The organism is Capsulimonas corticalis (genome assembly GCF_003574315.2).
Taxonomy (GTDB): Bacteria; Armatimonadota; Armatimonadia; order Armatimonadales; family Capsulimonadaceae; genus Capsulimonas; species Capsulimonas corticalis.
In genome coordinates, this window is the sequence record NZ_AP025739.1 from 4971333 (window position 1) to 4983428 (window position 12096).

Consider the following 12096-nt stretch of genomic DNA (forward strand, 5'->3'; position numbering starts at 1 on the left):
TGGTTGATCGAATGGCCTTTCGTTGACAAAGACCATTCGATCAGCTATACTCACACCACTATTCCCTGTCTTTTCGCCCGTCGGCGGCCGCCCTGGCCGGCAGGCGTCAGGGCGGCCAGGCGGAACGCGATTGTCCAACGTCACTGAAATCCTCCCTCCCGACTGCTGCGCTCTTTTCGAGCCGCAGCTCGCGAGCCTCTCCACGACCGCCGACATCGGCGCCTTCCTCAAAAAATGTCACCAGGAGATTAATTCCCTCGACCGACTCTCGTCGGGCGCGGGCGTCGCATTGCTGGCGCACAACTGCGCGCTGGTCGACGCGGTCCTGCGGCGGCTGTTTGCGCTGGCCGTGGAGCACGCCGCCGCCCTGGCGCCGGCGGGTGAGGACGCGCCCACGATGCCGGAGCTGACGATCGTCGCCTCGGGAGGCTACGGCCGCCGGGAGCTGGCGCCGTACTCCGATGTGGATGTGACGTTTGTGAGCGTGCGCGAGGACGACGCTTACTTGAACGCCATCATCAAGGACATGTTCCAGTCGGTAATGGATGTGTTTCTGTACGGCGCCAACCTCAAGGTCGGTTACGCCTATCGCCTGCTGGGAGATCTGGGCCAGCTCGACCACCAAACGCAGACGACGCTGCTGGACGCGCGCTTTTTGTGCGGCGATTCCGAACTGTTTAAGGAGTTCCGGGCGACCTTCCGGGCGCAGCTTTTGACGGCCGATTTCATGTTCCAGAAGTGGGCGGAGCGGAAGTCGGTGCTGGCGAAGTTTGGCGGCGATCAGGTCTATGTGGTTGAGCCGCAGATCAAGGAAGGCGCCGGCGGTCTGCGCGATATCCAGAACGCCGAATGGATCGGCGAGGCGCGCTATCGGGTGAGCTATTCGCGCGTGTGGCGGACGCTGGTGGAGCAGGGCATCGTCACGGAGCGCGAATCCGCGTCGATCCGGGCGGCCCGCGAATTCCTTTGGAACGTGCGCAGCGTCCTGCACATGGTCGCCGGCGAAGCGCGCGACACGATGACCACCGAGAAACAGGAATCCGTCGCCGCCTATCTCGGCTATCCCGATGGACCGGAGACGCCGGCGGTCGAGACCTTCATGCGCGAGTACTACACACATGCGGCCGAGGCGAGGCGCATCGCGCGCAAGGCCATCAAGCGCTGCCTGGACAGCGAGATCCTGCTGGGCCTGGGCCTGGCGTCGATCCGCCGTTCGCTCTACGTGGCCGACCCCGACATCGCCGACCGCGACATGGCGATGCCGCTGCACGCCGCCGAACTGGCGCAGGCCTACTCCCTGACGATCTCCGATGAACTGGAAGAAGCGATCTGCCGATTTCTGGAGCGCCACCCCACGGCTCCGGATCCCGCCTATGCGGGACGCGTCTTCACGCGTCTGCTCGCTTCCAAGGATGCTTCCGCCATTCTCGATCGTCTCTCGGAGCAGGGCGTCCTCGCCTGGCTGCTGCCTGAGTTCGCGCCGTTGATGACGCTGATCCCTTACGACGCCGCCCATGACTTCACGGTCGGCGCCCACTCGCTGCGCGTCGTGCGCAACCTCCATCAGTTCCATCAGGAGACCGACCCGCGTTTCGCCGACTTCCGGCGCGTCGCCGGCGAAGTCGCCTTCCCGGAAGTGCTCAACCTCGCGGGGCTGATCCACGATATCGGAAAGCAGTGGCCGGAGGGTGGACACGCCGAAACGGGCGCGGACGCCTCGGTGCTGATCGCCGAACGGATCGGCTGGGATACCGAGCGCCGTGACAAATTGGTGTTCCTGATCCGCAACCATCTCTTGATGGCGGAAACCAGCCGCCTGCGCGACCTCTCCCTGGAGGAGACCGTGCGCGAGTTCACGCGTCAGGTCCCCGACATGGAATCGCTCAATATGCTCTACCTGCTCACCTGCGCGGATACGCAGGCGGTGGGCGAGGGGGTCTGGACGGAAGTCAAGGGCAAGTTCCTGACGGAGCTTTATTACCGGGCGGAAGCCGTGCTGGCCGGCGGCTCGTCGGGCGAGACGCCCGCGTTCGTGCCGAACCTCGCGCGCCAGCGTGACCGAATCCGCAAGCAGCTCGCGCAGCACAATCTGCCGATCGACCTGATCCACGAGCACACGCGCAATCTGCCCGCCCAGTACCTGCTCAATACGCCGCTGGAGGAGATGTACCTGCACATCGCCATGATTGGTCGATTGCGCGAGACATTCACGCCGATCGTCGATTTCCGGCATGAGTTTGGCAACGACTACACCGAGATCACGATCTGCGCCTACGACGATCCTAAACCAGGCCTTCTGGCGAAGATCACCGGCGTGCTTTACGCCCACGACATCAACGTCCACGTGGCGCAGGTGTTCACGCGTGAAGCGAGCGTGCGGATCGCGATCGACACCCTTTGGATCGATTACCGGGGCAAGCCGCTGGCGTCGGGCAAGAAGGCGGAAATCCAGGAAAGCCTGCGCAAGGTGATGCTTGGCGAGATGGCCCTGGCCGATCTCTTGAAGAAGCGCAATAAGCCGGTGAAGGATCAGACGATCTATTCGGCCAAGATCGACGATACGACTTCGGATCAGTTCAGTCTGCTGGAAGTGAGCGCGCCCGATGAAAAGGGCGTTGTTTACCGGCTGGCGAATGTGGTGTCCGGCCTCGGCTGGAACATCCACGCGGCTCGCCTGTCCGTCTGGGGCAGCCGCGCCCGCGACGCATTTTATGTGACCGGCCCGGATGGGAAGAAACTGCCCGCCTCCGATGTCGCCCGGCTGCTGGAAGTGCTGCCGGTTTCGACATTCGTGAAGCGCAAGCTGACCACGGCCGGCGGCGGTTAAATTCATTCGGAGCGAATGAGTAGGAGAGGAAACGCCATGCCCAGCGATACGAACGGTTCGGAGCAGTTCAGCGCCAAATACCTGCATGTGAAGGCGCGCGCCGTGGAGCGCGCCCGCGAGCGCGGTGAAACCGGAACCCGCGTCGCGGTTCCGCGCACCCAGCGTCTCCCGCCCGGCCAGTATCTCACGCAGAAGTTCCCCGTGCTGGACCTCGGTGTCCAGCCCCCGTTCGATCCCGATACTTATCGGCTGACCATCAACGGCGCCGTCCGCAACCCCGTCAGCCTGACCTTCGACGAACTGCGCGACCTGCCCTCTATCGAACTCACCGCCGATTTCCACTGCGTCACCCACTGGTCCCGCTACGACCTGAACTGGACCGGCGTCCCCTTCGAAACCATCGTCGACCTGGTCGATCCGCTTCCCGAGGCGACGCATGTGATGCAGCACGCCCTGGAAGGGTACAAGACGAATAACTCGATGGAAGAACTGTCCCATCCCGACGTGATCGTCGCTTACGCCCTGGACGGCGAACCGATCCCCCGCGAACACGGCGCGCCGGTGCGGATCATCGCGCCGCATCTGTACGCCTGGAAGGGCGCGAAGTTCCTGAACCGTATTGAGTTTATGACGCGCGATCAGCGCGGGTTCTGGGAAGTGAACGGTTATCATAACCATGCGGATCCGTGGAGCGAAGAACGGTTCTCGAAGGATGAGTAGGGGGGACGATCCTTTCTCACGGAGTCCCAATGCATGAAGCCGGATTTCTTCTGAATATTGGGATCGCGCTCCTTGCGGCGCTCGCCGGCGGGCTTGTCGCGCGCGCGGTGCGGCTGCCCGTTCTGATCGGCTATCTGATCGCGGGCGTTGTGGTCGGGCCGCACACGCCGGGGATTTTGGCCAGTCCCGACACCATTCACACCGTCGCCAACCTCGGCGTCGTGCTGCTGATGTTTACCGTCGGCATCCACTTTTCCCTCGATGAATTAAACGCCGTGCGGCGGACCGCGCTGGTCGGCGGCGGGGTGATCCTGCTCGGCATGGTCTTGCTGGGACTGCTGATCAGCGCGGTGTTCCATTGGGGCGTTTACGGCGGGCTCTTTTTGGGATGCGCTTTGTTTCTCTCGTCCACCGCCGTCATGATGCGGATCATGGATGAGCGCGGGGAGCTGGGGACGACGCATGGGGCGATTATGCTGGGGATCCTGGTGGTGCAGGATCTGTCGCTGGTGCTGATGGCGGCGCTGCTGCCCGCGCTCGCCGGAGTGGCCGCGCACGGCGCGGCGGCGCTTGCGCCGCTGGGATGGGCGCTGCTGAAGGCGGCGCTGTTCATGGGCGCGGCGATCGTGCTGGCGATCAAAGGGGTTCCAGCGCTTATGGGACGCGTGGCGCGGATGGGATCGCAGGAGCTGTTCCTGCTGACCGGGGTGGGGATCTGCCTGGTGACAGCCGTCACGGCGGAGCTTGCGGGATTGGGATTGGCGCTGGGCGCCTTCATCGCGGGGATTGTCGTATCCGAGACGGATTACGCGCACGAGCTGTTCGCACAGATCCGGCCTCTGCGCGATGTCTTCGCCGCCGTCTTTTTCGTCTCCGTCGGCATGCTGCTCGATCCGGCGTTTCTGCGAGCGCACTGGCCCGCCGTGCTCTGCGTGGTGCTGGCGATCGTTATCGGCAAGGCGTTTCTCTCCGCGCTCGCCGTTTATGCGACGGGGCATCATGGGCGCACGGCGATCCTTGCGGGGCTGGGACTGGCGCAGATCGGCGAGTTCTCATTTGTCCTCGCGAATATCGGCGGCGAGCGCAAGCTGATCGATCCGGAGATCACGGGCGTGATCCTTTCGGCGGCGCTGATCACGCTGCTGCTGACGCCGTTTGTGTACGGCGCCGCCGGGCCGGTTTATACGCGTCTGAACCGAAATCCCATCGTCTCACGCTGGCTCAACCGTCACCCCGAGGAAGAACTCGTGAACGCCGAAGCCTGCTCCACGGCTCGCGTTTTGGTGCTTGGCTATGGACGCGTCGGCCGGTATGTTTCCGACGCCCTGCGCGCGAACGATATCGCTCATATTGTCGTAGACTATGATGGGAACGCCATCGCCAAACTCAGGCAGGGCGGTGTGACGACGATCTACGGAGACGCTTCTTCGGAAACGGTGCTGGCGCAGACGAATCCGCAGTGTTTGGATCTCGCCATTGTGGCGCTGCCCGAGGCGGCGACGACCGAGATGGCGCTGCATGTGCTGAAGCATCTCGCTCCCGAGCTTCCCGTGGTCGCGCGCGTCCATCGGGGCATCGATATCCCGCGCATGCGCGAGGCCGGAGCGGACGCCGTGATTCATGCGGAGTTTGAGGCCGGAACGGAGATGATCCGTCAAAGCCTGAGCCGCCTGGATCTGAGCGATACAAAAGTTCAGGAGTACATCGACGGCGTGCGCGAGCACCGATACCGGCGCGAAGCAGAGCCGGCCGTATGACACCGCTCCTTTATCGACTTCTGCATCCGAAATCGCCTAACCCCTCACCCGGCGGCTCTCCCCGCGAGCCCGACGGCTGCTCGCGCGTCTTCTGGATCGGCATGTTCCTCGTCGCCCTTATCTTTGGGTTTCTCTTCTGGTATTTCGAAGTGCGGTGACAACTCCAGTCCATAAATGGTCTGGCTTCTACGCTTTCATGGAAGCGAGGCTCTGTTGTCCCAGAGCCAAAATATTGACAGCGGCATTGGTATCGCGATCCACGGAAAGACCGCACATCGGACACCGATGCCACCGATCGGACAACTTCTTCTTCGTGCGGCCCTCTTGCCCGTCAGGGCGGTAGCCGCATTCCGAACAGTCCTGCGAAGTGTATGCAGGGTTGACGGCGAGAATCTCACGACCAGCGCTTTCAGCCTTCGACGTGAGAACAGAACGAAATTGGGACCAGGCGGCATCGGAGATGGATTTGGCCAGGCAGTAATTGCCAAGCATATTCTTAACGCTCAACTTTTCGACGGCAATCACGCCGAAACGGTTGACGATTCGCCTTGCCTGCTGATGACAGAAGTCATGCCTTCGATTGCGGATACGCTCATGGATACGAGAAACGACCTTGCGGGCTTTCTTGCGAGCCTTAGAACCGCGCTACTGCTTCGCAAGTTTGCGCTGAGCCTTGGCGAGCGCCTTTTCTTCTTTGCGGAAGAATCGCGGGTTCTCGATGAACTCTCCGTTGGAGAAGGCGGCGAAAGTCTTGAGACCAACATCAATACCGATCGCTTCTTCGGAGGGCGGCAAGTGCTCGGCTTCAATTTCTTGGCAGAGACAGGCGAACCACTTATTGTTGATCCGTAGTACGGTACAGGTTTTCAGTTCGCCCCAGGGTTTTCGATGGATCTTCGCTTTGATCTGGCCAATTTTGGCAAGACGGATCGTGCTGTCTCCCACCTTGAAACTGTCGTTTTGGGTAAAGGTGATGCTGTCGTATTGGCCGGCGCCTTTGAGGCGTGGGAACCCTGGTGTTTCCCCTTTCTTCACTCGGTCGAAGAACGCTTTGAACGCAAGTTCGACACGATGAACGACATCCTGGAGCACCTGACTGTAGACCAATTTGAGTTCGGGGTGGGCTTTCTTCCAGGCAGGGAGGTACGCCTTCTGCGCGAAGTATCCCACGGAGACCTGAACGGTGTCGTATTGGAACTTCCTGTCGTTGATCATGCTGTTGTAAACGCGGCGGCATGTTTCGAGCGTCGCTTCCAGCGTATGCTTCTGAGCCCTGTCGGGATACAACCTGATTTTTAGACAGTTGCGGTTCACAGATTTATGATACCTGAAGCTGCTAGGATGGTACAGATTTTCGCGATACCAATAGAGGATCGGAGTTTGTCGACTTCGGAAAGACGACGCGCTATCCATCTCCCCCATGAATGGGGAAGGCTTCCGCGCTTCTCGCTAAGATCGGAAAATTGCAAGATGATGTTCTCCGCACGGCGCGTCGCCGTTCCCGCGTTTGTGTCCGCGCCGATCGTAATTTGTGTCCTGATGATGTTTGGTGTTTTTTCCGCGCACGCAGTCCCGCAGCCTCCATCTTTGTCCCGAACCGATGCGCCGCTGGACGGCGCCTGGCAATTCCATCGCGGCGTCGCGCCGCATGCGCAGGAAGCCGCGTTTGACGACTCGGCCTGGGATCCGGTTAAGCTTCCCCATACCTGGAATGCGAAGGATGGGGAAGACGGCGGCGGCAAATACTATCGCGGCGTCGGCTGGTACCGGACGCACTACACGCCGCCGGCGAACCTAGCGGGGCGGCGTCTGCTCCTGCAATTTGATGCGGCGAGTCTGGCGGCGTCGGTGTATGTGAACGGCGCGCTGGTCGGCGAGCATCGGGGCGGTTTCGCGGCGTTTCGCTTCGATGTGACCGAGGCGCTGCATGTGGGCGCCGATAATGTCATCGCGGTGAAAGTCGATAACGCCAAGGCGGATATTATCCCGCTGGAAGGCGACTTCACGGTCTTTGGCGGTTTGTACCGGATGGCGCATGTGATCAGCACGGACGCCGTTCATATCCGGACGGACGACTTTGGCAGCGACGGTGTCTTTCTCACACCGGCGCATGTGACATCGGATGCGGCGGACCTTAAGATCCTGACGGAAGTGCGTAACGATTCGCCCGCCGCGCGCGACGTGACGGTGAAAACGACCGTGTTTGACGCCCAGGACCATATGGTGACATCGCTGGCGAAGCGGCTGATCGCGCCGGCGGGCGTCAGCACCGATGTCGTTCAGGACACGGTCCTGAAGAAACCGCGCCTGTGGGACGGAGCCGCGGATCCCTATTTGTATCACGCCGTTGTCGAGCTGCGCGCGGGCGATCGGGTGATTGACTCGGTGCGGGAGCCGCTGGGGTTTCGCTCGTACGCCGTTTCGCCGGAGACCGGCTTTTCGCTGAACGGCAAGTATCTGGACCTGCACGGCGTCAACAAGCATCAGGACGGGCTGGACCAGGGCTGGGCGGTAGCCGACGCCCAGCAAGACGCCGACTTTGCGCTGATCAAGGAGCTGGGCGCGAATATCGTGCGCCTGAGCCACTACCAGCATTCTCAGCACACGCTCGATCTTTGCGACAAACTGGGCATCGTCACGTGGGCGGAGATCCCGCTGATCGACGTCTTTGAGAAAAACGATCGGTTTGCGGACAACGTGCGCCAGCAGTTGACCGAGTTGATCAAGCAGAACTACAACCACCCGGCGATCTGTTTTTGGAGCCTCTCCAACGAGCTGGGAGGACAGGCCGCGCCACTGCTCGCCTCGCTGGATAAAACGGCGCACACGCTCGATCCGAGCCGTCTCACGGTTCTCGCCAGCAACCGTTATGATTACGACCCCATCAATTTTCAAACGGATGTGCTGGGCTACAATCGATACTTCGGGTGGTACTATCGACGTACGACGGACCTGGCGGCGTGGGCGGATCGTTTTCACGCGCGGTATCCGCTGACGCCGTTTGGGATCACCGAATACGGCGCCGGCGCGAGCGTGGCGTTCCATGGCGACGAGCCGCAGCCGATCGACCACACCGAGGAGTACCAGGCGGTCTACCATGAGACGGCGTGGAGCGTGATGAGTGAGCGCCCCTACCTCTGGTGCAAGCTGGTCTGGAATATGTTCGACTTCGCCGTGGACGCGCGCAAGGAAGGTGACCATGCCGGCCGCAACGACAAGGGCCTCGTGACCTACGATCGCCGCACGCGAAAAGATGCGTTCTACTTCTACAAAGCGAATTGGTCGAAAGAGCCAACGGTTTATATCACGGGCCGCCGCTACGACAACCGTTTCGGCGCGAAGCGAACCATCAAGGTCTACTCCAGCGCCGCGAGAGTAAATCTCGTGGTCAACGGCGCCGATCTGGGCGACCGGACGAGTGAGGACCATGTGTTCGAGTGGCGGGACGCGCTGATGAACGCCGGCGCGAACACGGTCGTCGCCAGCGCGACCATCGACGATAAGAAGATTTCCGACATCGTCACCTGGCAAGTCCCGCCACGCCTTCCCGATGGGGGATACACAATCACGGACGGCGCGACATACCTGCGGCTTGATGCGCCGAAGACCGGACGCCGGGCCGGCGCGCAGATTCGTGAATGGCGCGCCGACGCGGCTAATAATCAGATCTGGAATTTGACCGCCGTCGCCGATGGATCGTATACGATCCAAAACGCCGACAGCGGCTTTTATCTCTCGGCGGCCCAAATCCAGGGCAACTGGACACTGGTCCAGCAGCGAGCCGCCGCCGGCCCGCAGACATGGCGCATCGAACCCGCGATCTTCGGGAGCCGCCTCGTCAACCAGCCGTCGGGCATGATTTTGGACAACGTCAACGGCTTCCTCACCACCGAGGGAATGGGCGTCACCTTCATCCCAACCCGCGACGACGGCCGCGCGGGATGGACCCTCCAGCCGGCGCTTCCGCTGGACGCCGCCGGCAACGCCATCAAAAGCAACCCAGAAAACTCAGGAGAAACCCAATGATCACCGTCGCCAACCGGCTTTACGTCAAGCCCGAATACGCCGACCAGTTTGAAACCGTCTTCCGCGAACGCGCCGGCCTCGTGGACAAAATGCCCGGTTTCATCTCCAATCTCGTCCTGCGGCCCGTCAACGAGGGCCAGCCCTATGTCGTCCTGACCACCTGGAACAGCCGCCAGGACCTGATGAACTGGATCCGCTCCGAAGCCTTCACCGAAGGCCACGCCAAATCCGGCACGCTGCCCAAAGACGCTTACTTTCAGCAGAATGAATTGGAGCTCAACGAAGTGATCCAAGACTCCGCGCGGCCGGACCTTGAGCCGGAACCGCACGGCGGGCCGTTTAAGATGCACTAGAAGATGGCCCTCACCCCCAGCCCCTCTCCCAATTCTGGGAGAGGGGCTGGGGGTGAGGGCCATCTTCAGGTATAGTAACCATTATCCGTTGCGCAAGAGATGCGCGGCGGTTCGAGGCAGGTAATTATGGACATTCCAGAGTTTTTGTTTGAGCCGATCGTGCGCGCCGCGTTGACGGAGGACATCGGGGCGGGGGATATCACGACGACCGTGTGCATTCCCGCCGGGACGACGGCGAGCGCGACGGTGCTGGCGAAGAGTCCAGGCGTGGTGGCGGGATTGGCGGTGGGGGCGCTGGCGTTCCGGCTGCTGGATCCGAATGCGCGCTGGGAGGCGCTGGCGGAGGATGGCGCGAAGGTTGGAGCGGGACGGCATGCGATTGCGCGGGTTTCGGGCGATGCGCGGGCGCTGCTGACGGCGGAGCGGGTGGCGCTCAATTTTATGCAGCGGATGAGCGGCGTGGCGACCGTGACGGCGCGGTATGTCGATCTGGTCGCGGGGACGAAGGCGCGGATCATAGATACGCGCAAGACGACGCCGGGCTTGCGTGTGCTGGAGAAGTACGCCGTTCGAGTTGGCGGCGGCGTGAACCATCGTCTAGGGCTTTATGATTGTGTACTGATCAAGGACAATCATATTAAGGCCGCCGGAGGGATTACGGCGGCGGTGACGGCGGCGCGGGCGCAGGCGCCGCATACCATGAAGGTGGAAGTGGAGGCGTCCACGATCCCACAGGTGCGGGAGGCGCTGGCGTGTGGCGCGGATATTATCTTGCTCGACAACATGGGGCTGAATCTCTTGCGGGAAAGCGTCGAAATTATTGGGGGCAGGGCGATCACGGAGGCGTCGGGCGGCCTCAATGAATCGACGGTCGCGGCGGTGGCCGCGACGGGCGTGGATGTCCTCAGCATCGGCGCGCTGACGCACTCCGCGCCGGCGATGGATATCTCCCTGGACTTCGCCGAATGACCATCGGTTCCCAGTGGCGCCATTACGCCGAATGCGGGTCCACCAGCGACCTCGCGCGCTCCTGGGCGCTCGATCCCGAAGCGCCCGCCCCGGACGGCGCCGTGGTGACAGCGGATTTGCAGACGCAGGGGCGGGGGCGGCGCGGCGCGTCGTGGCGCGCCGCCGGCGGCGAGAACCTTCTGATGACCGTGGTTCTGCATCCCCCGTATCCCGTCAGCGCCGCGTGGCGTTTGGGATATGTGGCCGCCCTGGCCGTGGCGGACGCGCTTGCGGAGCTAGGTTTGTCCCCTCAACTCAAGTGGCCCAACGATGTCCTGCTCGCCGGGAACAAGACCTGCGGCGTTCTGGTTGAAACGGCGCTCCTGCCGAACGGAGAGTGGCGCGCGATCCTCGGAATCGGCGTCAACGTCAACCAGACGGAGTTTCCGGACGCCGAGACGTTCGTCTACCCGCCAACCTCGCTGCGGATGGCTTCCGGCCGGACCTTCGCCATGGATGAGGTTCGTCAGCGGCTCTGGGAGTGGCTGGAGCGCTGGGAGGATATTCACCGGAGCGCCGGCGATTTCGATCCCATCGCGGCCGGCTGGCGCCGATACTTAGCGGTAGGGGCAAAGGTGCGTCGCGGCGGCGAAACGGCGGAGCTTCAGGACATTGAGAGCGATGGAGCCGCGCGGGTTTGTCTTCATGACGGAACTTTTACCGTCTGGCGTACGGTAGACGGATAAGAGGGCTCCCATAGTGTATAATAACAAATGCTGTGAGAAGCTTATCGTTTCGCCGCGGCGTCAGTTTGCGGGTGCGCGAGGGCGCACCTCGCCAAGGAAGTTAGAGATATGATAAGGTCTCGCTGGCTGAGCACCTTCACCGTAATCGGCGCATTGCTGATCGTGCTCGGAGTTGTCGGATTGGTCCTGGGACATCGGTTCATCTATGATCCCGGCCAGGTCGCGGACGGCAATGAGCCATGGTATTATATTCTGGTCGGCGTTTTGATGATCGTCAACGGCATCTTTTCCCCCGCGCCCGAGCCGGCGGAGAAGACCGAGGATGAGACCGTCGAGTACGGCGACAAAGCCGGAAAGCGTGAGACGGCGCCGCCCGCGTGAGATGGTAAGAGTAAGCAAATAGGGGATATTGGGACCAAATGGCATCTGAAGTGATCCGATGCAGCGACTGCAACGCGCCTTTCCGGGCCGTGCCGCTGTGGCTGCTGAACGCAAAAGTTAATTTTTCCTGTACGTCCTGCCCAAAGCGGGGCGGACGTTCCACGGTCCGGTTTGAGCCGGCCATCGAGCCCGTTGTCACCGCCCGCAAAGCGGTCGACCTGGACGCCGATCCCGACTTGGAAGGGATCGACATGGAGGAGATCGACGAAGATATCGAGCTGGAGCTCGGCGACGACGATCTCGACGGCAAGGACGACAAAGATATTTAGGTCATATCG

At 61.9% G+C, this 12096-nt stretch carries 10 protein-coding genes and 1 pseudogene; 10 read left to right on the forward strand and 1 reads right to left on the reverse strand.

Annotation, left to right across the window (positions count from 1 at the left end):
- The first annotated feature begins 130 nt into the window (after positions 1 to 130).
- Genes D5261_RS21185 through D5261_RS21200 form a run of 4 tightly spaced genes read left to right on the forward strand, consistent with a single transcriptional unit; the run spans position 131 to position 5462 of the window.
- Positions 131 to 2827 (forward strand): [protein-PII] uridylyltransferase family protein, encoded by a 2697-nt coding sequence (locus D5261_RS21185; protein WP_119322166.1) that lies wholly within the window; start codon positions 131 to 133, stop codon positions 2825 to 2827.
- 36 nt (positions 2828 to 2863) lie between these two features.
- Positions 2864 to 3547 (forward strand): sulfite oxidase-like oxidoreductase, encoded by a 684-nt coding sequence (locus D5261_RS21190; protein ID WP_165864295.1) that lies wholly within the window; start codon positions 2864 to 2866, stop codon positions 3545 to 3547.
- Between the two features lie 29 nt (positions 3548 to 3576).
- Entirely contained in the window at positions 3577 to 5304 is a 1728-nt protein-coding gene (locus D5261_RS21195; RefSeq protein ID WP_119322164.1) for a cation:proton antiporter, read from the forward strand.
- Positions 5301 to 5462: a hypothetical protein gene (locus D5261_RS21200; RefSeq protein ID WP_165864294.1), complete on the forward strand. Its 162-nt coding sequence runs from the start codon at positions 5301 to 5303 to the stop codon at positions 5460 to 5462. The genes D5261_RS21195 and D5261_RS21200 overlap by 4 nt, the downstream gene beginning before the upstream one ends.
- 28 nt (positions 5463 to 5490) lie before the next feature.
- On the opposite strand, the pseudogene D5261_RS21205 reads toward D5261_RS21200, so the two are convergent.
- A pseudogene (locus tag D5261_RS21205) lies at positions 5491 to 6726 on the reverse strand (RNA-guided endonuclease InsQ/TnpB family protein).
- A 48-nt stretch (positions 6727 to 6774) separates the two neighbouring features.
- Here D5261_RS21205 and D5261_RS21210 point away from each other — a divergent pair.
- The 6 genes from D5261_RS21210 to D5261_RS21235 all read left to right on the forward strand — a co-directional run bounded on the left by D5261_RS21210 (position 6775) and on the right by D5261_RS21235 (position 12087).
- Positions 6775 to 9330 carry a glycoside hydrolase family 2 TIM barrel-domain containing protein gene (locus D5261_RS21210; RefSeq protein WP_165864293.1) on the forward strand — a complete coding sequence of 852 codons (2556 nt, stop codon included), beginning with the start codon at positions 6775 to 6777 and terminating at the stop codon, positions 9328 to 9330.
- Positions 9327 to 9683: an antibiotic biosynthesis monooxygenase family protein gene (locus D5261_RS21215; RefSeq protein WP_119322162.1), complete on the forward strand. Its 357-nt coding sequence runs from the start codon at positions 9327 to 9329 to the stop codon at positions 9681 to 9683. Before D5261_RS21210 ends, D5261_RS21215 begins: the two co-directional genes overlap by 4 nt.
- A 126-nt stretch (positions 9684 to 9809) precedes the next feature.
- On the forward strand, positions 9810 to 10652 hold the full coding sequence (gene nadC, locus D5261_RS21220; RefSeq protein WP_119322161.1) for a carboxylating nicotinate-nucleotide diphosphorylase: 843 nt from the start codon (positions 9810 to 9812) through the stop codon (positions 10650 to 10652).
- Positions 10649 to 11377, forward strand: a complete 729-nt coding sequence (locus D5261_RS21225) for a biotin--[acetyl-CoA-carboxylase] ligase (protein WP_119322160.1) — start codon at positions 10649 to 10651, stop codon at positions 11375 to 11377. The genes nadC and D5261_RS21225 overlap by 4 nt, the downstream gene beginning before the upstream one ends.
- A 108-nt stretch (positions 11378 to 11485) precedes the next feature.
- Complete coding sequence (locus D5261_RS21230; protein ID WP_119322159.1) at positions 11486 to 11758, forward strand: hypothetical protein; 273 nt, start codon at positions 11486 to 11488, stop codon at positions 11756 to 11758.
- 38 nt (positions 11759 to 11796) lie between these two features.
- Positions 11797 to 12087, forward strand: coding sequence for a hypothetical protein (locus D5261_RS21235; RefSeq protein ID WP_119322158.1), 291 nt, complete (start codon positions 11797 to 11799; stop codon positions 12085 to 12087).
- The last annotated feature ends 9 nt before the right edge of the window (positions 12088 to 12096 follow it).

Coding starts and splice junctions, on each gene's coding strand:
- D5261_RS21225 (WP_119322160.1), top strand. CDS start 10,649: ATGACCATCGGTTCCCAGTGGCGCCATTACGCCGAATGCGGGTCCACC.
- D5261_RS21195 (WP_119322164.1), top strand. CDS start 3,577: ATGCATGAAGCCGGATTTCTTCTGAATATTGGGATCGCGCTCCTTGCG.
- nadC (WP_119322161.1), top strand. CDS start 9,810: ATGGACATTCCAGAGTTTTTGTTTGAGCCGATCGTGCGCGCCGCGTTG.
- D5261_RS21200 (WP_165864294.1), top strand. CDS start 5,301: ATGACACCGCTCCTTTATCGACTTCTGCATCCGAAATCGCCTAACCCC.
- D5261_RS21230 (WP_119322159.1), top strand. CDS start 11,486: ATGATAAGGTCTCGCTGGCTGAGCACCTTCACCGTAATCGGCGCATTG.
- D5261_RS21215 (WP_119322162.1), top strand. CDS start 9,327: ATGATCACCGTCGCCAACCGGCTTTACGTCAAGCCCGAATACGCCGAC.
- D5261_RS21235 (WP_119322158.1), top strand. CDS start 11,797: ATGGCATCTGAAGTGATCCGATGCAGCGACTGCAACGCGCCTTTCCGG.
- D5261_RS21210 (WP_165864293.1), top strand. CDS start 6,775: ATGATGTTCTCCGCACGGCGCGTCGCCGTTCCCGCGTTTGTGTCCGCG.
- D5261_RS21190 (WP_165864295.1), top strand. CDS start 2,864: ATGCCCAGCGATACGAACGGTTCGGAGCAGTTCAGCGCCAAATACCTG.